The sequence below is a fragment of the Veillonella sp. genome (genome assembly GCF_015058545.1).
Classification (GTDB): Bacteria; Bacillota; Negativicutes; order Veillonellales; family Veillonellaceae; genus Veillonella_A.
This window is the reverse complement of record NZ_SVCB01000073.1, coordinates 35,573-60,095: the sequence shown is the minus strand read 5'-3', so window position 1 is coordinate 60,095 and position 24,523 is coordinate 35,573. Positions and strand designations below refer to the sequence as shown.

The following is a 24,523-nucleotide window of genomic DNA, read 5'->3' as shown; positions in this document are numbered from 1 at the left end:
AATGGCATCGCAATATCCTAAAAACGTAGTAACAAAAAAAGGATTAGCATTAATTAGTGAATGCCTTGCTACTAACAAGCAATTAGTTTTTACAAGAGTATTAGTAGGGGATGGAGATTTACCGTCTAATCAAGATGTTAGTGCAATGCTTAATATCATCTCTCCAAAAATGGAACTGCCTATTACCAAAGCATTAAACGAGGGTAATGGGCAGTTTTTAGTTAGAGCCACAATTTCAAATTCTAAATTAGATATTGGTTTTTTTCCAAAAGAAGTAGCCTTGTTTGCTAAAGCTGAGGGCGGTACAGAGGTTTTATATGCGTACACTAATGGCGGTGATAAAGTCGGATTTGTACCGGATAAATCGATTCCGATTGAAAGCGAAATTTACAATGTAAGAACTATTATAGGTGCAGTTACAAACGTTAAAGCCATTATTAAAGATGAAACCTTTGTTACTGTATTGGATCTAAGAGAAGCGTTTACTGATGATACATCTAGTGTGGATGATGATGAGATTGAAAGTAATAGTCTATTAGCCAATTTAGGTGCACGTGTAAGTTATGTTAAGAAGTACGTTAAAAAGGCCATTTCAGATGCATTTAAAAGTGATGATTTTGATGATAACGTAATTAGGGCAATTGGTAAAAAGACTTTTGAAGGATTAGGCGTACAGGCAAGATTTAGCAATGCAAACTCTTGGTTTATCTGTTTTGGCCCGCTGTTTTTTGGATTAATTATCCAAGGTGGAGCAACCGGCCGTCCTTCCGGTAATGCAGCCACGGCAAACTTTGCGATAGCTTTTAATAATACGGATTATATTATTATTCCGGTTGGCGTTATTGACGCAAGCGACAGTAAATTAAGCTTAACTGTTAACGTTATAAAAGAATATAAAACGGCGAATAGTTGTACAATTCGTACCTCTGATACCATCGCTCCGGCTTGCTATTATATAGCTTTCGGGCGTGCTAATTAAACGCCATAGTTTATTTATTTGAGCGGTTGTAAAAGGTTTGTGTGGCCTAACAGGTATATTTTTGCCAATAATCAGATACTCAGCTAGATTCTTATCAGTCCATTCGTTGATAATTGCAAAATTATAGAGTTGATGTATAAGCGATCTAACTTTTTTTAAACTAGCATAAGATAATCCATTATTTAGCATGTTATCCATAACATCTTGTAGTTGTCTGTATTTAATAGTGTTAATAGGTAAAGTTGCGACAGAACCTAAATGCTTAAGACTATTAATATAACTATTAGAGGTCGATGTACTGACATGTTTTGAATGTGTAGGGAACCATAATTTATAAACTTTAGAAAGGGTGATAGTAGGCATAGGAACATCAGCATTATTGAACTTTGATAGTGCGTCTAATGCATCCGCTCTATTGGAGTAATAGCTAATAATATGGTAAATGGCACGGCCATTAGTTTCATAGCCGATTGTTTTACGAACCATAAAAGGACGTCTTCTTTGGCCAGACAGTTTACAGATTTGGCCATAATTATTTGGTAGTTTCATAAAATTACCCCCTATTAACTTGAAAAAAGAAAGGAATAATTAATTATGAAATTTTTAATTGTATTAAGTAAAGAGAATGTGAACGGTGAACGTACAAAAGTGGCTGCTTATTTATTAGGCACGCATGCAAAAACAATGGAGAATTTATTAGAATTAGCAAAAGAATCATATCCGGATTGTTATTATATTGAAGATGAAGGTGAAGTGTTTGATGCATTAGAAGCCGGTAAGGTATATAAAAATGGAGAAATGGTTGAATTTACACCAATTCCACCTACTGAATCAGAAGTTAAGGAACAATCTACTGATGAAATTAAAAATAAATATGATGCAGCTAATGAGCAGTTAAAAGATAAAGCATTAATTGCAACATTAACAGGTAATCAAGCAGCATTAGAAAAGATTCAAGCAGAATATAAAAGTAATTTAGTGTCGATGGTAAAAGAGCTTAAAGCTGTTAAGGGGGCTTAATTATGGAAAAGTATTGTGAATATTGTGCAAATGAATTGTTAGAAAATGGCCGTTGCCCTGATGCGGAATGCGTTCATAATTTGTTAGTTGATATTTATGAAGACATTGATGCATTGAAAGAGAAGGAACTAAAAGAAGCCGGTGAGGATGTAGCAACAGATGTTACTGTTGAGAAGGGGGCTTAATCGTGATTTTGTTTGATGGCCCGCCACCACCGCCATTAGATAGTGCTATTTTATATTTAGAAAATGTCATTACGAATAATATTCTAATTGATGAATTGAATACCGCTATATTAGTAGTGTTGTTGGTTTGTATTGATACTTTTTTAAGATTATTGATAGAAGCTACTGATTACAACAAAGCAACTAACAGGGAAGGTACTGTGCTAAATATAATGTTAGCCTTAATGTGGAGAGGGTGGGGCGTTGTAATCGTAAATGGAAGACCAAGACGCTTTTTAGCAAGTAAAGGCCTAAGAATGGCTACATTCCAAAAGTTTGTAAAACAGTACCCTTGGTTCTTTATCCTCTCAATTCTGATGATGCTTGCACCGGATACTGAAACATTAGGATTTAGGACAGATATATTATTATCACAGTTTTTTATGTATTGCCCTATTGTATATGAATTGAGTAGCATTGTTGAAAAATTAAGGGCATTGGATGCAAGAAATATTGTTATCATTGAAAGACTACTTGGAATTATTGAAAAGGTGATAAAAAATTGAATAAGATGCTTAGTGATGTATGGGCTACAATTAAAGGAATGCCTATAAGTCTGATTAAGAATATAAAGCTAACATGGGCAATTATTATTTTCTTTGTAATTGCCGTAATGCCGTATTTCTTTACTGCCATGATGTATATTATGGCAGTTTTTTTTGATTATAAACCGGATGTTATCTATAAGTTTATGCCATTAGGTATAAGTTTAGGTTCAAGTATGTTATCAGCCGGTGTAATTGGTGCCGTTATAGCATTGGCCAAAGCTATTGTTGATGTAGACCATAACGGTATACCGGATGAATTTGAAGGAAAGGATGATAAAAAATGATTAGAGTATTAGTAAATGCTGGGCATGCACCAAATGGTAATCCAGATCCGGGAGCAATTGGCCCGACAGGATTAAGAGAGTGTGATGTTGTTGCTAATGTTGGAGCGTTAGTACAGCAATATCTAATTACAGCAGGCGTACAAGCAGATTATATTCAAAATGATTCACTAGAATTTATTTGCCAAACAGCTAATCAAGGTAATTATGATTTATTCCTTTCTATTCATTGCAATAGCTTTAATGAATCGGCTAGAGGTATTGAAGTATATACAAGTAGAGGATGGACTAATTCAGATAATTTTGCTACATGTCTGATGAATCAAATGGCCAATACATTCCCAAGCCTTGATGTGCGTGCAGATTGGTCTGACGGTGATGTAGACAAGGAAGCCGGATTATATGTGCTTAATAATACGGCAATGCCGGCAGCACTATTTGAATTGCCGTTTATTAGCAATCCGGCAGAAGAAGCGTGGTTACGAAATGAAAACAATCAAGATGAAGCAGCCAAAGCATTGGCAAGGGGTGTAACTGATTATGTGGTACAATTTATGGACTAAAATTAAGCAGCATTGGAAACCTATTATATATATAACTATTATATTAATAGTGGCTATTGTATGTTTTGCTATAGGAAAGAATAAGCAAGCGGTAAAAACAGAACCAAAGGTAATTACAAATTATGTAGTAAGATATGCACCGGTAGATGATTTTGCAAGAAGTATTAATGTAAGTCCTGATACAGCTAGTGATATTAGGCATGAAATTTTAAATACAGAAAAAAGAAGTCCGGATGCACAATTTGTAGTAATAGCACCAAATTTAGATAAAGCTGCTATTGCTACAGAGCAAGCAATACAAGAAGATAATGGTAAATTACCAAAAGTTGCATTAGAAAAAACAGACAGAACAATAGTAACACCAAATGAAACAAAGCAAGCTGTAGATGTCTATAAGATTAATTTGGCCAAAGAGCATAAAATAAAAGTAGGGGTTACATATATAGATGAAAAGATATACCCTACTGTTGCGTATCAATCAGGGAGGATTGAAGGAATGGTACAATTAGAAGGTAGTAAAGTAAAAGGCACAACAATTTTGTATACGGTTAAGCAATGGTGAAAGGTAGAGTGATCCATTATCTCGGTGTATGAATCGTTAATCATACATAGAAAAAGAAAAGACCACAGAGTTAGAATTAATCTAGCTTTGTGGGCACTTTTTTTATTTAATGTAAAGTTATTATTCAAAAACCTCAAGGGGGCACTTGTGGGGGCAAAATGGGGGCAAATGCTTTCAATATTATGCAATACTATAATATATCAAGTTTTCAAAGAAGACTTATTTTATATGCCTTTGCAACACTTTGCAATATAGTGCAATATTTCAAAAATAATATTTTAAGGTTGGAGCGGCCGATGGGAATCGAACCCACCTCTACGGCTTGGGAAGCCGTCGTTCTACCGATGAACTACGGCCGCATGTTTGTACTCGTTCATTTTATCAAGTTTGTAAAGGTTTGTAAATAGTTTGTGCTCTTAATCGCCTCTTGTCGGGCTGGTAATGGCAAAATTTTTATTTTTCATTACATAATATTTTTAACGTATAAAAGAACGCATAAAATAGGATAAAAATTAAAAGTCTGTTTACCGGGACAATCCTATGTCCGTCAGCTTTGCTATTATTATTGTAAAGTACAAAGTGATTAGCAATATAGGCGAATGTAAGGAGGAGTCTACTATGGAATTATTACGATGTTTCTTTTATGTTGATCAATTTAAAACGGTGCCAAGTAAACGAACGGTCATTAACAGTGCATTAGGGATTATATTTTTATTTTTGGCGACACTTAACATGGCAGGCATGCCCTTGGGCACTTCATTATGGTTTAGTACCGAAAATGCACCGCATATTGATACTATGATTATTTTTACGCTTAGCGGCTGGGGACTTGCTACAATTTGGCGTATAGTTAATCAAAGTGAAGGGTTTCAAAGGTCAAAATTTATTCTCTTTAGTTTATTAAGCATTGGCGGCTTGTATATGTTAGCCCCGTTACTGTTCGTCATTGAGGTTAGCTTTTTGATGCTTATCATGTTTTTCTTACGGATTAGCTGGTTTATACATGCGTTCATTTAATTATATACTGTAAGGGTGTTAATAGAGCGGGTTCAGGGTGGTCTGACCTGCTCTTTTTGTATTTATTAAAATTTTTTAGATACCAACATCGAAAAACTGTGATATAGTTATAGTGAAAGTAGTATTCCGTTATGGAGGTGGCTGACATGTCATTATTAGAAGAAGTTTTAAAAGCAAATGAAGCTTATGTGGCTGATATTATTAAAGAATACGGTGAAGCGGGGATGCCGTCCCCTAAGACACCGCAACGTCATATTGCCATTTTGACTTGCATGGATACGCGTCTTGTTGATTTATTGGAACGCACGATGGGCATTGACCGTGGCGATGCTAACGTCATTCGTGTAGCCGGCAACTGCATTACCGATGTGTTTAGTGATGTTATTCGCAGTCTTGTGGTAAGTATTTACGAATTGGGCGCCAAAGAAATTTTCATTGTCGGTCATGAAGACTGCGGCATGGAAAAAACTTGTCCCGATGAACTTTCTAAGCGCATGATTGACCGCGGTATTTCGCCGGAAGCGATTACCATGATTCGTTGTGAAATGGATCGCTGGGCTAATAACTTCTGTCATTCTGAACAGAATGTAATTAAAGCGGTAGCACAGCTTCGTCAGAATCCACTTATTCCAAATGATGTTAAAATCCATGGTCTCATGTTAAATCCTTACACCAGTAAGCTGACTTTATTGGTAGACGGTAATAAGCCCCATGCGGAACTTGACTCTATGGCAGTTTGCAGCTGTTGTTAATGTTCATAATATGACGGTTTGCACCTGTTGTTAATTTAAAAAATTAAGATTCGGTTCGAAGCTGTATAGTTTTGCCGGGGTGTCCGGCAAGATAATAGGATTAGGGTATAGGTTTTTGTTTTGGCAGTGAAACAGTACGATTGGGAGGTTTTAATTTGGCTGTCAACAGAAGTAATCAAATATTAATCATCGTCATGATTGCGTCGTTTTTGACGCCGTTCTGCGGCAGTTCCTTGAATATGTCGCTGCCGGATATCGGTCGGGAATTTCACGCCGGTACGTCGGAGCTCAGCTGGGTTATTGAAACATTCCTATTGACCTGCGCCATTTTTACGGTGCCCATGGGTCAATTGGGAAATCGCATCGGCAAAAAGAAGGTATTTTTAATCGGCACCATATTATTTACATTGAGCTCGTTGGTTATCCATTTTGCGCCGACTATTCATTGGCTCATGGTTTTGCGCGGGCTGCAGGGAATTGCGGCAGCTATGCTGTTCTCTACGGGGACCGCGATTATTGCCTTAGTGTTTCCGCCGGAACGGCGCGGCTGGGCTATGGGTATGAATGTAGCGGTAGTGTATATCGGCTTGGCGGTGGGACCGGTTATCGGCGGTTTTTTGAACTATCGCTTCGGCTGGCAAAGTATTTTTTACTTTATCGCGTTTCTCGGTATGATTGCGACCATAATGACAATCCTTTTTATGAAAGAAGATTGGGTAAATAAAGAGCAGGGCAATATGAATCCGGTTAGCATTTTGCTGTACGCCGCATCGTTGGTTATGGGGCTTTACGGCCTATCGGAGATTGTAAAAATGCCGGTGGCTAAGTATATTTTCGGAGCCGGTATTGTGACGACGATTATATATATTTGGCACGAAGCCCGTGTGGCTAAACCGCTCTTACCGGTACGTATTTTTCTGGAAAACAAGACGTTTGCGTTTTCTAATTTGGCATCCATGCTGAATTATAGCGCAACCTTTGCGATTGGTTTTTTATTATCCCTATATTTGCAGATGATTATGGGCTATGATTCGGAAACGGCCGGTTGGTTCCTCTTGGTTCAATCCATTGTAATGGCTGCCTTGTCACCGGTTATGGGGTCCTTATCCGATCGCTACGGCTCCGCCGTTTTGGCATCTACCGGGATGGGCGTTATTGCCGTAGGGCTCCTCGTGATGTGGACGGCCATGAATCTCTCATCGACAGCTCTTATTATTACAGCCTTGATTATTGTAGGTATCGGGTTTGCCATGTTCTCGGCACCGAATAATAACGCTATCATGGGCTCGGTGCCGCCCGCTTATTTTGGCATGGCCAGTTCTGTCATCAGCACGGTTCGCCTGTTGGGACAGGTGCTTAGTATGGCGATTGTGGCATCTATTTTGGCCCGTAATACCGGGGCAGCCGGAACGGCTATTGCTAATGTAGATAAGGCCGTATTGTTGGCTAATATTCAATACAGTTTAATGGTATTTATGGCCTTTTGTGTAGTAGGCATTATTCCGTCTATGATTCGGAATAAATAAAGGAGTTACAGTATGACGTGGAAAGTAGAAATTTATTCTGAATTGCCGGCTGAGGCGCGCGCGATTCGCCAAGCCGTATTCGTAGAGGAACAGGGTTTTCAAGAAGAGTTTGACGAAATAGATAATACGGAAGCCGCTCATTTGGTAGGTTTTGTTGAAAATGAACCGGTTTGTACCTGTCGATTTTTCAGAGATAAAGAAGATGAAGCCACGTTTATCATCGGCCGAGTGGCTGTTATGAAAACGCACCGCGGTCAGCAACTGGGGGCTAAGATTCTCTTGGCGGCGGAAGATTTTATCCGCGTTATGGGTGGTCAAAAGACTAAGTTAGCGGCTCAAGTGCGGGCTAAAGGATTCTATGAAACGCTTGGTTATACGGCGGCCGGGGAAGAATTCGACGAAGAAGGTTGTCCCCATGTTTGGATGTATAAATAAGCCCCTTGGCAATAAATCACTACAGAGCCGCTACGGGAGATGTAACGTGTAGCGTTCAAACTAATATGGAAATAAATAAACGCCGTTCAGTACGAGTTGAACGGCGTTTTTACATGCATTGATTGAAGTTTTAATGCGAGTTTGCTATAGGTTAGCGTTTATTTGTCTTTTTTATTCGGCACATACACTTGTAAGAAGCCCGGCAATACTTCTAAATCAACCGGCATGAGCGGGCCCTTGTTGCCATCCATATTGGTAGGCAATTCGATGTCGTCGAGCAAGGTGATTTTGGCTTTGCGCACTTTTAAAATCGTTACATATTTTGACGTGTAAATCGATCCACGCAAGATAAGCGGTAAGATACGCAATATGTCCATGATGAAGTACTCTTTGAAGATGATGATGCGCATATAGCCGTCATCAACCGAAGCTTGAGGCATGAATTTTTCAAAACTGGACACTACATTGGTAAGCAATGCGATTACCAATGGCGAGCGGATGGTAAAATCGTGGTCATCCGTTTGAATGTGAAAACTGTAATCCTTGGTGGTGAAAAGGGCTTGCCCCCCTTTAACAAAATAGGCCAAAGGGCCAAGGAGTTGTTTTTCTTTAGGGGTGACTTCTTCTACTACTTTAGGAATAACGCCGGCGGCGATGTTGTTGCAAAAATATTGATCGTTGCAACGGCCGATATCGACGCTGCGGATTTTACTGTTTTTTAACGCGCGAATGGCGGCTAAGGGCTCTAGGGGAATGCCGAGGGCGCGCGACATATCGTTGACCGTACCGACCGGCACAAAGCCAAACTTGGCTTTACCGCCACCTTGAGCAATACCATTCACCGTTTCATTAATAGTGCCGTCGCCGCCCATACAGAATACGGAATCGTAGCCGTTCTCCGTGGCATATTTGGCAAACTGCGTAGCATCGCCGGCCTTGGTGGTAAATTTAATTTCCATATGATCAAAGAGGGTGCTTAGTTGCCATTGCAGCTCCATGGCATACTGGGTAGCACGACCTCCGCCTGAGACAGGATTTATTATAACTAAACAGCGACTCATGTATGTTCTCCCGTTGTATTTTAGTTGACGCTTTGCAGATCTTACCTTTATAATTAGATTAATATAGTCTGCAGAAAATAAGCATACAGCCTTGTACTATCTATTATAAAGTATTTATGCATTATAGTATACTAAAGATTGACTGTTACTACAAAGAGTAGGCTGAGTGCTATTCGCGAAAGTAGAGGATTTACTATGGGTAAACAAGAAGAATATCATCTTAATTCTATTGATTCCATTGGCCGTTTGCCATTGAGCGAACAGGTATATGTTACATTGAAGCAAGCCATTTTGACGGGCGCGTTGAAACCACAGGTGAAGCTGAACGAAGTGAAAATTGCGGAACAGCTTAATGTAAGTGCCACACCGGTTCGCGAAGCGTTTCGTAAATTGGCTAAAGATAATTTGGTAGTCATCAAACCTTGGAAAGGTGTAACGGTTAAAGGGTATACACCGGAAGAAATTATCGGCATGTATCAGTGCCGTGAAGTGATGGAAGGTTTGGGAGCTCGTTTGTGTGCCGAATTGTGCACGGATGAACAGATTGAAGAATTACAGGCTCTTTGCGATGCCGGTTCTGCTACGACGGATGCGGAAGAGCGTGTTCAAATCAACAGTCGTTTGCATACGTTAATCTCTTTCTTTTCACAAAATGAACGGGTTATGGATTATTTGGGCGAGTTCCGTGAAATGGTAAATCGTGACATGTACATCAGTACCATGGATCAAGCCCGTACCGACTCTTGTAATCGGGAGCATGATGAAATTATGGCGGCGATTCGCAATCACGATGGTGAAGCAGCCGAACAGGCGATGCGTAAACATATTCGCAATGCTTTTGTATTTAAAAAAGCACATGCCGATTTACGAGCCAAGAAATTTGGTTTATAAGACTTTTGATGCCGGAGTTGGGAACTTGATAGAAGCGTTTTGTAAGATGAAGTTTGCACCGGATAGACAAATTTAAAAAATTTGCATGAAAAAAGTGCAAAATTTGCATAACAACTGTTTACTTTTTTCTTACAGTTTGCTATAATCATTTCAGGATGTGACCGCAGAGTCATATCTCGGGGCACCTCCCCAAGCCCCTTAACATTTGAATGTGATTCAAATGTTCTCTCTCTCTTTTTTCTCAAGCACAAAAGCCTCGGCATATGCCGAGGCTTTTGTGCGTTTAAAAAGGCTTTACGCCTAAACACTTAATTAAATGCATAAAAGTTTTTGAGGAGAGGACAAAGTAAGCCTGTTTTTAATTAAAATATCTAGTTTTGTATAGATTATGTTTTAATGAGATTCAAGTAGCTTGGGTTTTGTTGTAACATATGATTTATAGAGGAGGTTTTCATGAAAAAAGTAGCCGTTGAGGAAGCTGTCGGCCAAGTTTTATGTCATGATATAGCGCGTATAGTTATTGGCGAAGTTAAAGATACGCCATTTCGTCGCGGTCACGTCATTCGTGAAGAAGATATTCCGGCTTTATTAGCATTAGGCAAGGAGCACATCTTTGTGCAGGAGCCGGGTGATGAGAAGGTATTGGCCGATACATTGCATGAAGAAGATGTAGCGGTGGGCTTATACGCCTTATTAGATAATGACAGTATTTATGCATCCGAGGTCCGCGAAGGCAAAATTGAAGCGTTTGCAACCTGGGATGGGATGCTCAAAATTGATGTGGCCCGATTGCAGGCGGTTAACAGTATAGGCGACCTTACAATCGTTACCAAATTCACTAATACGGCGGTTAAGCGTGGTGATAAATTAGCCGGTATGCGTTGCATCCCTTTGTGGCTCCCTAAAGTGCAACTTGAACAGGCTAAGGCTATTTGGCAAGGTCAACCGCTCCTTACGGTAAAACCTTTCGTGAGAAAACGTATCGGTCTTGTAACGACCGGCTCGGAAGTGGCCAGAGGTCGCATTCAAGATGCGTTCCGCCCGATTATTGAAGAACGGACAGAACCGTTTGGTATGAAAATCGTAGCGCATGAGATTGTTATTGATGATACGGATAAAATTATGGCCGCCATTAAATCGGTAAAAGACGCAGGGGCGGATATTATTTTCTGCACCGGTGGCATGAGTGTGGATCCCGATGATTTGACGCCGGGCGCGATTGCCAAGAGTGCGGCTCATGTGGTGACATATGGCTTGCCGGTTTTACCGGGCTCCATGGTATGTATAGCCTATATGAGTGACGGCACACCGCTTGTAGGCCTACCGGGCGGTGTTTTATTCAGCAAACCGACGGCCTTTGATGTCTTTTTACCACGGTTGGCATCGGATGATCCGATTACGAAAGCCGACTGCATTGCTTTGGGGCATGGCGGCCTGCAATAGGCTGACTTGATTAACCAAGCTGAGTGCATGGCATTAGGTCACGGCGGCTTGCAATAGGCTGCCTTGATTAACCAAGCTGAGTGAATGGTATTAGGTCATGGCGTTTACAATAGTTTGACAGCCACCTATTGGTGGCGTACAATGAAGGGTGAATTATTTTATAGTAATGAGAGGTGAAATGAGTATATGTTTACCACATCATTGCAGGTACGATTTTATGAAACTGATATGATGGAAGTAGCTCACCATACCAATCACTTGCGATGGTTTGAGTTAGGCCGGGTGGAATTTTTCAGAACCTGTGGCATTTCCCTGTGGGATATGATGGATAACGGGATTGTTTTCCCGATTACAAAAGTGGCTTGTGAATATAAGCTGCCGGCTCGCTTTGATGATGTGTTGACCGTTGAAGTAACGCCTGCTAAAGTAACACGAGCGCAATGTGTTTTTACGTATCGTATAGTGCGTGAAGCGGATGGTGCTTTGATAGCAACCGGTGAGACGCAGAATGTGTTTACCGACAAGGCGACGGGGAAGGTAATTCGCTTAAGCGATACCTATTATGAGCCAATCAGCCGCACCATAAAGGAGAGAAAGAGTCATGAGTAAAGCAGCCGCAACCGAGGCCTCTAAAAGACCTATCGGAGTATTTGACTCCGGGGTCGGGGGATTAACCGTATTAGCCGTATTGCGACGGATGTTTCCCCATGAAGACTTTATTTTTGTTGGCGATAATATGAATAATCCGGTTGGCAATCGACCTAAGGAAGAAATCAGTCAGATTGCTATGAATATCGGTCATTTTTTAGCCAAGGTGCCTGTGAAAATGGCGGTAGTTGCGTGCAACACCTTTTCCGTGGTGGCCTTGGATGAATTACAAGCTACCTTTGACTTTCCCGTGGTAGGTATGGCCAAAGGTGTGCGGACCGCTATTGATACGAGTCAGACTCAGAAGATTGCCGTCATGGCTACCAAGGCTACTATTGATAGTCACAAACATATTGAAGAAGCGCATGTGTTACAGCCTGCTGTTGCTGTATGGGAACAGGCTTGCCCTGATTTGGCCCATCTGATTGAACAGGGTCACTTGGATGACCATATTGTTCATTCATCGCTTCAAGAGTATTTGGATCCGATTATAAAGAGTGGTTCCGATACCGTTGTTTTGGGCTGTACACATTTTCCGTTTTTGATGGATTTGATGCAGCACATGTCGGGCGGGGATAAGACATTTATCGACCCGGCCTACGAAACAGCTGAAGAAGTGAAAGATATATTGGCGGCGCAGCAACTCTTGAATCCGCAGCAAGCTAAAGGCAAGCTGGATATTTGTTTTACCAAAGACAAAGAATTGGCTGAGCGCATGACTTCAATATTGATTCCGCCGGAAGATTTCAACGTTCGGATTATTACACTATAAAACTATAAGGGAGCAGTATATGGATATGTATTTTTACACATTAGTTAACATAATCGTAACGATTGTTTTCATCGTTGCCGTCCTATTTGTGGCGTTTCGTATTTTTGCCTGGAAACAGGGGAATGAAGAAATTGTCATGTTACCTAAACGTCGTACTCAATTTGAAGTGGAAGACATCAGTTTTAATCAGGTAACCTTGGTATCGGATATTCCATTCGTCAATAAAGGCCGTCAAAACGGCACTATCATGGATTTATATCCACGTCATTTGTTGCCGCAGGAACAGTTTGATCAGGTATCCATTACATCTTGGACGACCGATGCAGCGGAAGAACGTCATGACGGGTATTGGAAATCTGTTATTATCGAACCGCGCAAAGGCGGCACTGTTCGCTTGCGTCTTATTTTGACTGCCAAAACGGGCAATATTCGTAAAGATTTGGTAGGCTTCCCTGATATGAATATTGATATTGTATACCAGGTTGTCGGTCGCAGTGATTGGCATATTTCTAAAAATCGTTTAATTTTGACCGCTGAAGAATTACAGCATGCTATGCGGCAGTAGGAGGTAGTAACCATGGCAAATTTAGAATTAGTACCGGTTCATACTCGTATACTGACCCATCGAGATGATATTGTAGAAGCAATTATGCATTATGCCGGCAAAGATATCGGGCCGGAAGATATTGTATGTGTGGCGGAATCTGTAGTAGCAATTACGCAGGGCCGCATCACCCGTCCGGAAGAGCTTCGTCCTACTTGGCAGGCTCGCTTGTTATGCCGTTTTGTACCGGCTGAAGGCTCTATGAGCTCCGTATACGGCATGCAGTCCGCAATGGAACTTGACGGTAAATGGAAGGTATTTGGTGCCTTTATTTTGGGGGCCATCGCTAAAGTATTCCGCAAAGACGGCGTTTTTTACCAAATTTCCCGCGCTGCGGCCCTTACGGATGACGTAACAGGCACAATGCCGCCGTTCGATAAACACATTGTGTATGGTCCGAAAGATGCGGATAAAGTGGCGGAACGCATTGTACAACGTACCGGCAGTTACGGTGCGGTAGTAGCCGACGTTAATGACTTGAAACGCGCTGCCGTCCTCGGTCACAGTCGCGGTATGGACCCTAAACGCATTGCGCGCATTTTGATTGACAATCCGTTTGGTAATGATGATCAGATGACGCCAATCGTTATTATTAAAAACTTCGCCTCCATTTCGGAGCGAAAATAAAAAGGAGGCCTTAGGGCCTCTTTTTGTTTGTTAAAAACCTTGTTAAACTATAGATAGAGAGTTTTTTTGTAAGCAATTCTGAGAGTTTTTAGATATATATTTGATGTATCAATGATATAGTTAACGTATTATTGCTATTAAATGGCGGAGCTTAGGGAAAGGAGTTGTTCCTATGTTAGTAGGTCTTGACGTAGGCGGTACCTTTACGGATGCCGTAGTCGTAGCTGAGGGACGGATTTTGAAAAGTCATAAATGCCGCACCACCAAACCAAATTTGATGGAAGGTATTGAAGCCGCTTTGGCCGGTGTAGCGACTGCTATTGAGCCTTCAAAGGTGACACGGGTGACTTTGTCCACGACGATTGTAACGAATGCACTCGTTATGAATCAAGTTGATCCGGTTGATTTATATGTGATTCCGGGGCCGGGCATGGATATTCGCTCCATGCTGCCGGTAACACCGATTGTACTTAGCGGTTATACGGACCATCGTGGTTCCTTGGCAGCGCCTTTGCGACAGCGTGAATTGGACCAAATTCCCGGTGAAAAACAAAATGCACGAGCCGCTGTATCGGCTAAATTCAGTGTGCGTAATCCAAAATTGGAACAAGCCTTAAAAGAAGAATTATTGGCAGCCGGCTATGAAACAGTGTCGGCGGGTGCCGAATTAAGCGGTTCCTTAAACTTCCCGCGCCGTACCGTCAGTGCGTATTTTAACAGTGCCGTGCAGGGAACCTTTGAAGACTTCAGTGAAGCCGTTAAAGCAGCCTTGGCGCGCTATGGTTTGACGGCACCGATATACATATTAAAAGCCGATGGCGGTTCGTTGCCGTTAGAACGAATGAAGGCAAGCCCTGTTGAAACGGCCTTTACGGGACCGGCTGCCAGTGTTTTGGGAATGGCGGCCCTTCGCTCTATGCCTAAAGATATGACCGTGGCCCTCGATATGGGCGGTACTACTACCGATATTTCGTTGTGGGAAAACGGTGTGCCTATGATGGCTCGCGGCGGTGCGATGATACGTAATTATCCAAGCGCCGTACGCTCCTTTGCGGTAAGCTCCGTAGGCATCGGCGGCGAATCGGCCGTTGCTTTTGATGAAAACGGCCAATTGATTGTAGGCCCTGAGAGATTGGGCCCATCCCTCGTGTTGGGCGGTACCGTGCCGACGTTAGGGGACGCCCTCATCGTGTTAGGCAAAGCTGATTATGGCGACTCGGCTAAGGCTTGGCAAGGGTTGGCTGATTTGTTGAAAAAAGCACCTCAAGAATACGTAGCCGGGTCGGTGGCCGGTGCAGGCAATTCGACTGTAAGTACCGATAAAGATGCTGTTATGGCGTTGGCCAAAGATATTGTAGCGGCAGCTGTTACGGTAATTACTGACGGCATATCCGCTTCGGTGCAACGGGAAAATAAGCTCCCTATCTATGTAGTTCGGGATATTGTAGAACCGAAGGTTTTCAAACCGGAAAAACTGGTAGCCGTAGGCGGTACAGCCGTAACGCTGGCTCCATTTGTAAGTGAACGCTTAGCCTTGCCGGTTCAGATTCCGCAGAACGCACCGGTAGCCAATGCGGTAGGTGCCGCGGTGGCTCGTGAAACCTTGATGCTTACGGTTCATGTGGACACGGCTAAAGGAATTTTAGTGGTACCGGAATTAGGCATTCACGAAAAACAAAGATCGGTACAGACAGCGGCGCAAGCGGAGTCGTTAGCGTTAGACTATTTGCAAAAGGCGGCAGGCGACTTAGGCCTTACGAATGCGCCGTCAGGACATATTATTTCGGTGGAGGACGTGCCGATTATTGAAGGTTGGCAGTCCATGCATCGTTTAATTACCGTGAAAGCTCAATTGGAACCGGGGGTGAGTGAATATGTACAATAAGAATACTTTGGGCCTCGTATTTTTCCCGGCCTTTGACTGGAAAATTTCGCCGACCCATCCGGAACGGCAGGAACGCTTGTTATATACGCGCGATCAACTCTTGGAAGAAGGCCTTTTGGAACATCCGGCTATTAAAGAATATAATCCGTTATTAGCTTCGTGGCAGGACATAGAACGGGTCCATGTGGGGGCACCTTCACTCAAAAAATGGGTCACCGAAGCGCATCGTGTATCGGTTGGCGGTGCCATTGCCGCCGCTGAAGCGGTTATGCGCGGTGAAGTAACGCGGGCCTTTTCGCTGGTACGTCCGCCGGGACATCATGCGATGAAAATGGTGCACGGCATTCGCGGCTTCTGTACGGTCAATGTGGAAGCCATTATGATTGCTTACCTTCGTCGTCATTACGGCGTGCGTCGCATCGCCATCGTCGATACGGACGTGCATCATGGTGACGGGACACAGGATATTTTTTATCATGATCCTGACACTTTATTTATCTCCTTCCATCAAGACGGTCGTACCTTATATCCGGGGACAGGCTTCATGTATGAATACGGCGGGCCTCAAGCGGTCGGGGCAACCGTAAATATTCCGCTCCCACCGGGCACGGGCGATGAAGGCATGCTCAAAGTATTACAGAATCTGGTTATGCCTATGCTCAATGATTTTAAACCGGATATTGTTATTAACTCAGCCGGTCAGGACAATCACTTCAGCGATCCTCTGGCGAATATGATGGTTACCGCTAAAGGCTATGCACGACTTACGGATATTTTGAAAGCCGATATTGCTGTTCTCGAAGGCGGCTATTCCGTGCAGGAAGCGTTGCCTTATGTAAATACAGGGATTGTTTTGTCCATGGCGGGCCTTGATTACAGCCAAGTAGTGGAACCGGCTTTTGACGAAGATACGAACCGTCAGCGTCCGGATGTAACGCGCCGCATTGATGATATTATCCGAAAATGGGCGGACCAGTGGCATCGCCGCCATGAAATGCAAGTGGATGCTTTATTAGGCTTAGGCGATTATTGGCAGGATCGCCGTCAGATTTATTATGATGAAACGGGCATCTCCGAATACCGCGATGAAAAAATCCGCCTCTATCCGGACAAGGTGGGGTATATGAGCATTGATTCTCGCAGCGATGGCGGCCCATTCGGTTCACAACATGTGTATGCTACGTTCATTCCATGGCAGGCCGATGAGGAATGCCGTAAAGATGCTTATGACGCAACCCTCGCCGCTAAGAAAGCCGGTAACGCGGACCGTTATGTGGTGGTGGATCCTATGAAGGATGTGCAGGAGGACTTGTAAGGTACTATGACTGTTGACGTGCAGAATATTTGGATATTATATAGGTAAAAAGCCTATAATGAGAGAGCCTTAATATATGATATAATAGAAAATGAATATAAATAGGAATGACAAAACCGCTAGGAGTGACAAACATGAGAATTGACGGAAGAAATCCAAAGGCTGTTCGGCCGATTAAAATTACACGCCATTTTACGGCCTATGCAGAAGGTTCGGTGTTAATTGAATTTGGCAATACGAAGGTGCTTTGTAATGCCACTATCGAAGAAAAAGTGCCTCGTTTTATGAAGGGAGAAGGTCGCGGTTGGGTAACGGCGGAATACTCGTTGTTGCCACGTGCTACGCAAACCCGTAACAGCCGTGAAGCGGCCAAAGGCAAACAGACCGGTCGTACCGTAGAAATTCAGCGTCTTATCGGTCGTGCTTTGCGCGCCGTTGTAGACCTTGAAGCTCTTGGTGAAAAAACAATTACCCTCGACTGTGATGTGTTGCAGGCTGACGGCGGTACGCGTACAGCTGCTATTACGGGCGCTTTTGTAGCCATGGTTGATGCGGTGAACACCATGTATAGCGGTGAAGGCATGTACCCGATTCGCGATTATTGCGCGGCTATTTCCGTAGGTATCGGTCAAGAAGGTCCGGTTACCGATTTGTGCTATGAAGAAGACAGCCAAGCTATCGTGGACATGAACGTAGTTCGTACGGGCTCCGGCAATTTAATCGAAGTGCAGGGCACCGGTGAACACGGCACCTTCAGCCGCATCGAGCTCAATACGTTGCTCGATTTGGCCGAAGCGGCTACCGATACGTTGATGGCAGCTCAAAAAGAAGCACTCGGTGAGGAAGCCAAATATATCGGAACCGGCGCATAAGTTATAAAACGTATCAAAGTATGAGATTTTGGTAGGAGTCATATATGAAAATCGTTGTGGCAACCCATAATAAGGGGAAGTTGCGTGAATTTAAGGCAGCTCTTCAAACCGTTGGCATTGAAGCGGTCAGCATTGGCGAAGTGGTGAGCGTGCCGGAACCGGAAGAAACGGGGACCACTTTTTTAGAAAACGCGCGCATTAAGGCCCAATATTACATGAAGGCTTGCGGCCTGCCTTGTTTGGCTGATGACAGCGGTCTGGCCGTTGATGCATTGGATGGTGCGCCCGGTGTATATTCCGCGCGCTATGCGGGGCCTCAATGCGATGATGAAGCGAATAATCAGAAACTCGTTGAATCGGTTAAGGATGTTCCTTTTGAAAAAAGAACGGCTCGTTACGTATGTGAGCTCGTGTTGGCTTATCCCGATGGCCGTGAGCTAAATGCGACCGGCTATTGTGAAGGTTTAATACAGACTGATGCGGTAGGTGACGGTGGTTTCGGTTACGATCCGTATTTTTACTTACCACAATTTAAAAAGACGATGGCTCAGCTCTCCATGGAAGAGAAAAATGCCATCAGCCATCGTGGTTTGGCCCTTAAAGACCTATTGGAAAAGTTAAAGTAATAACCATAAATAACTAAACATAGAAAAAGCATAGAAACATAAAAGCTAGAAACATAAAATCTATAAAAAGCTAAAAACAAAAAATAAAAAACATGAGATAAAAAAGGATAGAAATAAAGAAAAAGGAAAGAGAGGCTGTATGAGTGCAGAGTCAATAAGTCATGTAGGAATTCTAAGCGATACTCACGGCTATTTGAACAAGATTGATGAAATTTTGGAAGCTACTGCCGATTGGCCTATCGAACTATGGCTACATGCCGGCGACTATGGTGATGATGCGCGCTATATGGCGCAGCAAACTAAGGTGCCGGTTATTGCCGTGCGCGGTAATAATGACCGACAAAAACCGTTGGAACCACGGGAACAACTTATCCCTTTTAAGGATACCTATATTTATATGATCCACGGCGACCAGTTTTTGCCCTATAACCGCATTCAAGAAGTTTTGTCACTGGGTGAAAGTATGGGGGCCACCTTGTGTGTTGCGGGACATAGTCATTACCACGCTCAATATAGTGACGGACATGGGCTTTTTATCAATCCGGGAAGTCCCGCCTTGCCGCGGGATAAATCGGGCGGCACCTTTGCGGTAGCCACCTATGAAGACGGTTTTTTCACAGGCCAATTCTATTACCTAAAAGAACAACCTTGGGAACCGCCGGTTATTAAGTAGAATTTACATAGAGGCCGATTATCAATTAGATTTTTACATGAATATTATAAAATAAGATATCGAAAGTATTGAATGCGACGAAGAGTTTCGATATAATAAAATATAGGATTAAGTATTGAATGAGGAAGGTGTACAAAATATTATGGAGACATCCGTGAAACCGATTAAGAAGATGAAATTATACGGTTTTAACAACTTAACGAAAACATTGAGCTTTAACATTTATGATATTTGCTATACGAATACCGAAGCTGAAAAACGGCAGTATATTGAATACATTGATGAAGTGTATAATGCACAACGGCTAACGGATATTTTGACAGAAGTGTCTCATATTATTGGTGCTAACGTACTTAACGTGGCCAAGCAGGATTATGATCCGCAGGGCGCCAGTGTGACGATTTTGATTTCTGAAGAAGAAATTCAGAAGGAAGATGTGGTTTGCCATTTGGACAAAAGCCATTTGACGGTTCACACCTATCCGGAAAGTCATCCGTACCGCGGTATCAGCACGTTCCGTGCGGATATTGACGTGTCCACTTGCGGCCAAATCTCGCCACTCAAAGCTTTAAATTACTTGATTGGCAGTTTTGATTCGGACATTATCAGCCTTGACTACCGAGTTCGTGGCTTTACACGCGATGTACAAGGCAAAAAACTTTATATTGATCACCGCATCAACTCAATCCAGAATTATATTGATGCAAAAACCAAAAACTTGTATAACATGATTGATGTGAATGTGTACCAGGAAAACATCTTCCATACAAAAATGATGCTCAAAGAATATGACATCAATAATTACCTTTTCGGTATTACGGAAGACGATTTGACACCAAAAGAACGTAAACACATTAACCAATTATTGAAACAGGAAATGGCAGAAATTTTTTATGGTAGAAATCTACCGACATTAAAACAGTAATGTAGCTGTTTTGTGGTAGAAATTGACTTCATGCAAGCCGTGAAATCAATTTTTGCGAAAGCAAACTACCGATTGTAAACTATAACAGGAGGGGAATACTCATGGACGTACGCGAAGAAGCAGTACAAAAGAAATTAGAATTAGGCGGCTTTTTGACAACCGGCACAAAATATCCTTTGAAGGATGCTCACGATTTATCCGTAGCTTATACACCGGGTGTTGCTGAACCTTGCCTTCGCATTAAAGACAATGAAGAATTGTCTTTCGACTTAACTTGCCGCGGTAATATGGTGGCAGTTGTATCTGACGGGACTCGTGTACTCGGGCTTGGCAATATCGGGGCAGCCGCTGCTATGCCGGTAATGGAAGGTAAATCCTTACTTTTCAAACGTTTCGGTAATGTAGACTGCGTGCCAATCGTAATTGATTCGGAAGATACGGAAGAAATCATCCGCACGGTTAAATTATTACAGAAGAACTTTGCCGGCATTAACTTAGAAGACATTTCCTCGCCTAAATGCTACGAAATTGAAAACCGCTTGAAAGAAGAATTGGAAATTCCTGTATTCCATGACGACCAACACGGTACAGCCATTGCTTGCCTTGCAGGCGTTAAAGCGGCTCTTCGTTTTGTGAAAAAAGATTTGAGCAAAGTTAAAATCGTTGTAAACGGTGCCGGTGCAGCCGGTGCTAACATTGCCCGTCTTTTATACCTTGCAGGCGCTCGCGACATTACCTTGATGGTAAGCTCCGGCGTACTCAACAAAAACTATAAACGCCTTGACTCTTTGCAGGCTGAATTAATCCAATTGTTAGGTCAGGAAGAAAAGACCGGTACCCTTGCTGAAGTGGCTAAAGGCGCAGACGTATTACTCGGCGTATCCGCAGCCGGTGCCTTCACACCTGAAATTTTGAAAAACTTGGCAAAAGACTCTATCGTATTTGCCATGGCTAACCCTAATCCGGAAGCTATGTATGACGATGCGAAAGCTGCCGGCGTACGCGTTATGGGTACGGGCCGCAGTGACGCGCCAAACCAGATTAACAACGTTAACGTATTCCCTGGTTTATTCCGCGGTGCCATCGATGTTCACGCATCCAAAATCAATGATGAAATGAAATTGGCTGCTGCCGATGCTTTGGCTAACCTCGTAGCTGACGAAGACCTTCGTGAAGACTATGTAGTGGCTGACGCATTCGACGAACGCGTTCCGCTCGCAGTATCTAAAGCCGTTGCAGAAGTGGCCGTGAAAACGGGCGTAGCGCGTAAAAAATAAAAAGGTTGTATCTTATCGGCGCAGAGCTATCGTTAGTGAAGTGCTCCTGTGAGATGAGGGATTTTCTTATTACAACTAAATAAAGACCGCCTATCTCTTATTTGCTCCTGGGCTGCACGCAGCAAAAGTCGCTTCATAAGAGATAGGCGGTCTTTTGTTTGTGTTAGTGTAATTCAGAGCAACACCCTCATCTCACAGCGCACTTCCAATCTCGAATAGCTAAAGCGCTCGTATAGATACGGCCTTTTTATTTCTCGCCGCCCTTCCGCCAAAAGGGTGGGGAGGAGGAAATTATCTGTTGGATTGATTTACTTGGGTGAGTTTATTATACTGAGGGCAGATGGTTAGTTTTAATGGAATGATTAGCTTGATTAAAAGTGTATTTTAATGTGAGATGATATTTTCAATTAGATAGTTAGATATATAATGATGTGTAAGGGGAAAGAGTTTGGAGTGATTTTATGATTGATAAGATATTGGTTCGTGGCGCAAGGGTTCACAATCTTAAAAATGTTGATGTAGATATTCCGTTGGGGAAGATTGTCGGGATTGCAGGGGTATCGGGTTCCGGCAAGTCTTCGCTGGCACTTGGCGTTTTGTATACGGAAGGGTCTCGTCGTTATTTGGAGGCGTTGTCAACGTATACGCGGCGGCGCATGACGCAGGCTGCGAAAGCAAGTGTGGATGAGGTTTTATATGTGCCGGCGGCGTTGGCTTTGCATCAGCGGCCCGGTGTGCCGGGAATCCGCAGTACTTTTGGGACAGGTACGGAGTTGTTAAACAGTCTGCGTCTCATGTACTCGAGGCTGGCCAGTCATCGCTGTCCGAACGGTCATTATTTGGCGCCGATTTTAGCTGTGGCTGCTGAAAAAGAACTTATTTGCCCTGAATGTGGTGTTCATTTCTATGCGCCATCCGCAGAAGAGTTGGCTTTTAATTCACAAGGCGCTTGTGAAACTTGTAGCGGTACGGGCAGTGTTCGGACGGTGAATATGGCGAGTTTGGTGCCGGATGAATCGCTTAGCATTGACGACGGAGCTGTGGCACCGTGGAATAGCTTGATGTGGTCGTTAATGACCGACGTGTGCCGTGCCATGGGCGTCCGTACGGATGTACCATTTCGAGATTTGACGGATGCCGAAAAAGAAATTGTCTATCACGGTCCGGCTGAGAAAAAGCATATTTTTTATAAATCAAAGAGCTCGAATGAAGCTGGTGAGGTGGATTTTACCTATTATAACGCGGTTTACACTGTTGAAAATGCCCTGGCAAAAGTTAAGGACGAAAAAGGCATGAAGCGGGTGGCGAAGTTTTTAAAAGAGGATATAGTCCGACCTGTCACGGCACACGCCTTTCAGAAGCGGCTCGGGCACCCAAAATCCAAGGAATTTCGTTAGATGTCGCTTGTACCTGGACCCTTTCCAAACTGGTTACTTGGGTACAGGCTGTGCCCGGTAGTTTGCCAAAAGAAATGAAGCCTATGGCGGATAGTATTTGTGAGGCTTTTCAGAGTACGGCCAAACGACTCATAGATTTAGGTCTGGGGTATCTGAGCTTAGACCGAGCATCGGCTACCCTGTCGACGGGTGAACGCCAGCGTATGCAACTCGCTCGCGCCGTGCGTAATCGCACGACGGGCGTTCTCTATGTGCTGGATGAACCGTCTATCGGTTTGCATCCGTCAAATATAGTGGGCTTGAACGGCGTAATGCACGATCTTGTGGCGGATGGCAATTCTGTCATTCTCGTTGACCATGATACCCAGATTTTAAAAGAAGCCGATTGGGTTGTTGAAATGGGACCGGAGGCTGGAGCTAACGGTGGGTATGTAATTGCCGAAGGGGATATTTCTGCTATTGAAAAAAATCCAAAGTCCCAAATCGGGCCGTTTCTTGCCGGTAAAATTGACACGAAGGTTCGCAGTCAGGCTGCCCCAAAAGATATGTTTGTTCATGGCTCGATTCATCTGTCAACGTCAGCGATTCATACTGTAAAACCGCTTGAAGTGACTATTCCCAAGGGGCGACTTACGGTTATTACCGGTGTGTCCGGTTCCGGTAAAACTACCATGGTGTTGGAAAGCCTGGTGCCTGCCTTGGAGGCCTCTACTAACGGCAATGTGTTGCCGAATCATATTCGCGCGATTGAAGCGGAGGGGATTGCCCATGTAAAACTCATTGATGCGACCCCAATCGGAATTAATGTGCGTTCCACCGTTGCTACCTATGCCGGCGTACATGATGAATTGCGTAAGCAATTTGCCAAAACTGACGCGGCAAAAGAAAAAGGCTATAAGGCGGGGGCCTTTTCCTATAACACCGGCTCCCTGCGTTGCCCCGGCTGTGATGGGACCGGGCAGGTAAGCCTCGATGTGCAATTTTTGCCTGATGTGAATATACCTTGCCCCGATTGTCGCGGTTCGCGCTATGCCAAGGAAGCCTATGATATAAAAATCGAAAATAAATCCGGTGCGGCCATTTCTTTGCCGGAACTAATGGCAATGGATGTAAACAGAGCCATCGAGTTTTGTAAAGATATGAAAAGTGTTCATCAAAAGTTGAACATTTTGAAACAACTAGGTCTTGGTTATCTGACCTTGGCTGAGGAAACACCAAGTCTGTCCGGTGGTGAAGCGCAGCGTTTAAAATTAGCCAGTGAAATTGGCAAAACACAATCAGACTCCGTCTTTGTCTTTGATGAACCTTCAATTGGCTTACATCCATTGGATGTACAAGTCCTACTGGGCGTATTTGAGGCCCTTCTGGACAATGGGGCCACCGTTATCGTCATCGAACACGACCTCGACGTAATCCGAAATGCGGATTACATAATCGACATGGGCCCGGGCGGTGGTGAAGCAGGCGGCCAAATCGTTGCTGAAGGCACGCCTTCAGACATCAAAAACAACCAAAACAGCATCACCGGCCAATACATCTGAAGTTAATCAAACAATCTGATGCCCTAAAAACGGTAAAAACTAATTACAAATACATTCAA

29 protein-coding genes and 1 tRNA gene are annotated in these 24,523 nt (G+C 43.3%); 26 read left to right on the top strand and 4 right to left on the bottom strand.

All coding sequences use genetic code 11. The features are described from left to right. The first annotated feature begins 1 nt into the window (after position 1). A complete protein-coding gene (locus E7204_RS04960) occupies positions 2–979 on the top strand; it encodes a hypothetical protein (protein WP_295182273.1) in 978 nt (325 codons plus the stop codon). Here the strand turns inward: E7204_RS04960 and E7204_RS09605 are convergent. Continuing rightward, on the bottom strand, positions 869–1,342 hold the full coding sequence (locus tag E7204_RS09605) for a site-specific integrase (protein ID WP_366483533.1): 474 nt from the start codon (positions 1,340–1,342) through the stop codon (positions 869–871). The genes E7204_RS04960 and E7204_RS09605 overlap by 111 nt on opposite strands. Positions 1,343–1,377: 35 nt before the next feature. Further along, positions 1,378–1,509: a hypothetical protein gene (locus tag E7204_RS04955; protein WP_295182270.1), complete on the bottom strand. Its 132-nt coding sequence runs from the start codon at positions 1,507–1,509 to the stop codon at positions 1,378–1,380. Positions 1,510–1,573: 64 nt separating this feature from the next. On the opposite strand from E7204_RS04955, the gene E7204_RS04950 reads away from it, so the two are divergent. From E7204_RS04950 to E7204_RS04925, 6 genes are read left to right on the top strand one after another with little or no spacing between them, the layout of a single operon-like run. Next, on the top strand, positions 1,574–1,999 hold the full coding sequence (locus E7204_RS04950) for a hypothetical protein (protein WP_295182267.1): 426 nt from the start codon (positions 1,574–1,576) through the stop codon (positions 1,997–1,999). 2 nt (positions 2,000–2,001) lie between these two features. Further along, entirely contained in the window at positions 2,002–2,184 is a 183-nt protein-coding gene (locus tag E7204_RS04945; protein WP_295182264.1) for a hypothetical protein, read from the top strand. A gap of 2 nt (positions 2,185–2,186) precedes the next feature. After that, positions 2,187–2,729 (top strand): hypothetical protein, encoded by a 543-nt coding sequence (locus tag E7204_RS04940; RefSeq protein WP_295182261.1) that lies wholly within the window; start codon positions 2,187–2,189, stop codon positions 2,727–2,729. Further along, positions 2,726–3,055: a hypothetical protein gene (locus E7204_RS04935; protein ID WP_295182258.1), complete on the top strand. Its 330-nt coding sequence runs from the start codon at positions 2,726–2,728 to the stop codon at positions 3,053–3,055. The genes E7204_RS04940 and E7204_RS04935 overlap by 4 nt, the downstream gene beginning before the upstream one ends. Next, positions 3,052–3,615 carry an N-acetylmuramoyl-L-alanine amidase gene (locus E7204_RS04930; protein ID WP_295182255.1) on the top strand — a complete coding sequence of 188 codons (564 nt, stop codon included), beginning with the start codon at positions 3,052–3,054 and terminating at the stop codon, positions 3,613–3,615. The genes E7204_RS04935 and E7204_RS04930 overlap by 4 nt, the downstream gene beginning before the upstream one ends. Continuing rightward, a complete protein-coding gene (locus E7204_RS04925) occupies positions 3,593–4,177 on the top strand; it encodes a hypothetical protein (RefSeq protein WP_295182251.1) in 585 nt (194 codons plus the stop codon). The genes E7204_RS04930 and E7204_RS04925 overlap by 23 nt, the downstream gene beginning before the upstream one ends. Before the next feature lie 285 nt (positions 4,178–4,462). Here E7204_RS04925 and E7204_RS04920 read toward each other — a convergent pair. Continuing rightward, positions 4,463–4,536, bottom strand: a tRNA-Gly gene (locus tag E7204_RS04920). A 259-nt stretch (positions 4,537–4,795) separates the two neighbouring features. On the opposite strand from E7204_RS04920, the gene E7204_RS04915 reads away from it, so the two are divergent. The 4 genes from E7204_RS04915 to E7204_RS04900 all read left to right on the top strand — a co-directional run bounded on the left by E7204_RS04915 (position 4,796) and on the right by E7204_RS04900 (position 7,907). Beyond that, positions 4,796–5,194 carry a hypothetical protein gene (locus tag E7204_RS04915; protein WP_295182248.1) on the top strand — a complete coding sequence of 133 codons (399 nt, stop codon included), beginning with the start codon at positions 4,796–4,798 and terminating at the stop codon, positions 5,192–5,194. Positions 5,195–5,340: 146 nt separating this feature from the next. Continuing rightward, positions 5,341–5,946: a carbonic anhydrase gene (locus E7204_RS04910; protein ID WP_127058951.1), complete on the top strand. Its 606-nt coding sequence runs from the start codon at positions 5,341–5,343 to the stop codon at positions 5,944–5,946. Positions 5,947–6,101: 155 nt separating this feature from the next. Next, positions 6,102–7,472, top strand: a complete 1,371-nt coding sequence (locus E7204_RS04905; protein ID WP_295182244.1) for an MFS transporter — start codon at positions 6,102–6,104, stop codon at positions 7,470–7,472. A gap of 12 nt (positions 7,473–7,484) precedes the next feature. Then, positions 7,485–7,907 (top strand): GNAT family N-acetyltransferase, encoded by a 423-nt coding sequence (locus tag E7204_RS04900; protein ID WP_295182242.1) that lies wholly within the window; start codon positions 7,485–7,487, stop codon positions 7,905–7,907. A gap of 158 nt (positions 7,908–8,065) precedes the next feature. On the opposite strand, the gene E7204_RS04895 is transcribed toward E7204_RS04900, so the two are convergent. Next, positions 8,066–8,968: a diacylglycerol kinase family protein gene (locus E7204_RS04895; RefSeq protein WP_295182239.1), complete on the bottom strand. Its 903-nt coding sequence runs from the start codon at positions 8,966–8,968 to the stop codon at positions 8,066–8,068. Between the two features lie 195 nt (positions 8,969–9,163). Between E7204_RS04895 and E7204_RS04890 the strand changes: the two genes are divergently transcribed. The 15 genes from E7204_RS04890 to E7204_RS04820 all read left to right on the top strand — a co-directional run bounded on the left by E7204_RS04890 (position 9,164) and on the right by E7204_RS04820 (position 24,464). After that, positions 9,164–9,859, top strand: a complete 696-nt coding sequence (locus E7204_RS04890; RefSeq protein WP_021841952.1) for a GntR family transcriptional regulator — start codon at positions 9,164–9,166, stop codon at positions 9,857–9,859. Between the two features lie 453 nt (positions 9,860–10,312). Next, a complete protein-coding gene (locus E7204_RS04885; protein ID WP_295182235.1) occupies positions 10,313–11,302 on the top strand; it encodes a molybdopterin-binding protein in 990 nt (329 codons plus the stop codon). A 186-nt stretch (positions 11,303–11,488) separates the two neighbouring features. Further along, positions 11,489–11,911, top strand: a complete 423-nt coding sequence (locus E7204_RS04880; protein WP_295182233.1) for a thioesterase family protein — start codon at positions 11,489–11,491, stop codon at positions 11,909–11,911. Continuing rightward, positions 11,904–12,722, top strand: coding sequence for a glutamate racemase (gene murI / locus E7204_RS04875; protein ID WP_295182231.1), 819 nt, complete (start codon positions 11,904–11,906; stop codon positions 12,720–12,722). The genes E7204_RS04880 and murI overlap by 8 nt, the downstream gene beginning before the upstream one ends. A gap of 25 nt (positions 12,723–12,747) precedes the next feature. Next, positions 12,748–13,287, top strand: coding sequence for a hypothetical protein (locus tag E7204_RS04870; protein WP_295182321.1), 540 nt, complete (start codon positions 12,748–12,750; stop codon positions 13,285–13,287). A 12-nt stretch (positions 13,288–13,299) separates the two neighbouring features. After that, complete coding sequence (locus E7204_RS04865; protein ID WP_295182228.1) at positions 13,300–13,953, top strand: coenzyme F420-0:L-glutamate ligase; 654 nt, start codon at positions 13,300–13,302, stop codon at positions 13,951–13,953. Between the two features lie 172 nt (positions 13,954–14,125). Then, positions 14,126–15,838 (top strand): hydantoinase/oxoprolinase family protein, encoded by a 1,713-nt coding sequence (locus E7204_RS04860; RefSeq protein WP_295182225.1) that lies wholly within the window; start codon positions 14,126–14,128, stop codon positions 15,836–15,838. Further along, positions 15,828–17,153 (top strand): histone deacetylase, encoded by a 1,326-nt coding sequence (locus E7204_RS04855; protein WP_295182223.1) that lies wholly within the window; start codon positions 15,828–15,830, stop codon positions 17,151–17,153. Before E7204_RS04860 ends, E7204_RS04855 begins: the two co-directional genes overlap by 11 nt. A gap of 134 nt (positions 17,154–17,287) precedes the next feature. Further along, positions 17,288–18,025: a ribonuclease PH gene (rph, locus tag E7204_RS04850; protein ID WP_295182220.1), complete on the top strand. Its 738-nt coding sequence runs from the start codon at positions 17,288–17,290 to the stop codon at positions 18,023–18,025. A 44-nt stretch (positions 18,026–18,069) separates the two neighbouring features. Continuing rightward, positions 18,070–18,651 (top strand): XTP/dITP diphosphatase, encoded by a 582-nt coding sequence (locus E7204_RS04845; RefSeq protein ID WP_295182217.1) that lies wholly within the window; start codon positions 18,070–18,072, stop codon positions 18,649–18,651. Positions 18,652–18,805: 154 nt separating this feature from the next. Next, entirely contained in the window at positions 18,806–19,324 is a 519-nt protein-coding gene (locus tag E7204_RS04840) for a YfcE family phosphodiesterase (RefSeq protein WP_366483530.1), read from the top strand. Between the two features lie 142 nt (positions 19,325–19,466). Further along, positions 19,467–20,249 carry an adenosylmethionine decarboxylase gene (gene speD / locus E7204_RS04835; protein ID WP_295182212.1) on the top strand — a complete coding sequence of 261 codons (783 nt, stop codon included), beginning with the start codon at positions 19,467–19,469 and terminating at the stop codon, positions 20,247–20,249. Between the two features lie 101 nt (positions 20,250–20,350). Then, the gene (locus E7204_RS04830) at positions 20,351–21,526 is read left to right on the top strand and encodes an NADP-dependent malic enzyme (RefSeq protein WP_295182210.1); all 1,176 of its coding nucleotides are present in this window, start codon (positions 20,351–20,353) and stop codon (positions 21,524–21,526) included. Positions 21,527–21,987: 461 nt separating this feature from the next. Then, the gene (locus E7204_RS04825; protein ID WP_295182207.1) at positions 21,988–22,923 is read left to right on the top strand and encodes a hypothetical protein; all 936 of its coding nucleotides are present in this window, start codon (positions 21,988–21,990) and stop codon (positions 22,921–22,923) included. Between the two features lie 83 nt (positions 22,924–23,006). After that, positions 23,007–24,464 (top strand): ATP-binding cassette domain-containing protein, encoded by a 1,458-nt coding sequence (locus E7204_RS04820; RefSeq protein ID WP_295182205.1) that lies wholly within the window; start codon positions 23,007–23,009, stop codon positions 24,462–24,464. The last annotated feature ends 59 nt before the right edge of the window (positions 24,465–24,523 follow it).

Coding starts and splice junctions, on each gene's coding strand:
- E7204_RS04865 (WP_295182228.1), top strand. CDS start 13,300: ATGGCAAATTTAGAATTAGTACCGGTTCATACTCGTATACTGACCCAT.
- E7204_RS04915 (WP_295182248.1), top strand. CDS start 4,796: ATGGAATTATTACGATGTTTCTTTTATGTTGATCAATTTAAAACGGTG.
- E7204_RS04855 (WP_295182223.1), top strand. CDS start 15,828: ATGTACAATAAGAATACTTTGGGCCTCGTATTTTTCCCGGCCTTTGAC.
- E7204_RS04945 (WP_295182264.1), top strand. CDS start 2,002: ATGGAAAAGTATTGTGAATATTGTGCAAATGAATTGTTAGAAAATGGC.
- E7204_RS04960 (WP_295182273.1), top strand. CDS start 2: ATGGCATCGCAATATCCTAAAAACGTAGTAACAAAAAAAGGATTAGCA.
- murI (WP_295182231.1), top strand. CDS start 11,904: ATGAGTAAAGCAGCCGCAACCGAGGCCTCTAAAAGACCTATCGGAGTA.
- E7204_RS04955 (WP_295182270.1), bottom strand. CDS start 1,509: ATGGCCAAATCTGTAAACTGTCTGGCCAAAGAAGACGTCCTTTTATGG.
- E7204_RS04820 (WP_295182205.1), top strand. CDS start 23,007: ATGGCGGATAGTATTTGTGAGGCTTTTCAGAGTACGGCCAAACGACTC.
- E7204_RS04925 (WP_295182251.1), top strand. CDS start 3,593: ATGTGGTACAATTTATGGACTAAAATTAAGCAGCATTGGAAACCTATT.
- E7204_RS04910 (WP_127058951.1), top strand. CDS start 5,341: ATGTCATTATTAGAAGAAGTTTTAAAAGCAAATGAAGCTTATGTGGCT.
- speD (WP_295182212.1), top strand. CDS start 19,467: ATGGAGACATCCGTGAAACCGATTAAGAAGATGAAATTATACGGTTTT.
- E7204_RS04885 (WP_295182235.1), top strand. CDS start 10,313: ATGAAAAAAGTAGCCGTTGAGGAAGCTGTCGGCCAAGTTTTATGTCAT.
- E7204_RS04930 (WP_295182255.1), top strand. CDS start 3,052: ATGATTAGAGTATTAGTAAATGCTGGGCATGCACCAAATGGTAATCCA.
- E7204_RS04830 (WP_295182210.1), top strand. CDS start 20,351: ATGGACGTACGCGAAGAAGCAGTACAAAAGAAATTAGAATTAGGCGGC.
- E7204_RS09605 (WP_366483533.1), bottom strand. CDS start 1,342: ATGCCTACTATCACCCTTTCTAAAGTTTATAAATTATGGTTCCCTACA.
- E7204_RS04900 (WP_295182242.1), top strand. CDS start 7,485: ATGACGTGGAAAGTAGAAATTTATTCTGAATTGCCGGCTGAGGCGCGC.
- E7204_RS04870 (WP_295182321.1), top strand. CDS start 12,748: ATGTATTTTTACACATTAGTTAACATAATCGTAACGATTGTTTTCATC.
- E7204_RS04845 (WP_295182217.1), top strand. CDS start 18,070: ATGAAAATCGTTGTGGCAACCCATAATAAGGGGAAGTTGCGTGAATTT.
- E7204_RS04880 (WP_295182233.1), top strand. CDS start 11,489: ATGTTTACCACATCATTGCAGGTACGATTTTATGAAACTGATATGATG.
- E7204_RS04895 (WP_295182239.1), bottom strand. CDS start 8,968: ATGAGTCGCTGTTTAGTTATAATAAATCCTGTCTCAGGCGGAGGTCGT.
- E7204_RS04825 (WP_295182207.1), top strand. CDS start 21,988: ATGATTGATAAGATATTGGTTCGTGGCGCAAGGGTTCACAATCTTAAA.
- E7204_RS04950 (WP_295182267.1), top strand. CDS start 1,574: ATGAAATTTTTAATTGTATTAAGTAAAGAGAATGTGAACGGTGAACGT.
- rph (WP_295182220.1), top strand. CDS start 17,288: ATGAGAATTGACGGAAGAAATCCAAAGGCTGTTCGGCCGATTAAAATT.
- E7204_RS04860 (WP_295182225.1), top strand. CDS start 14,126: ATGTTAGTAGGTCTTGACGTAGGCGGTACCTTTACGGATGCCGTAGTC.
- E7204_RS04890 (WP_021841952.1), top strand. CDS start 9,164: ATGGGTAAACAAGAAGAATATCATCTTAATTCTATTGATTCCATTGGC.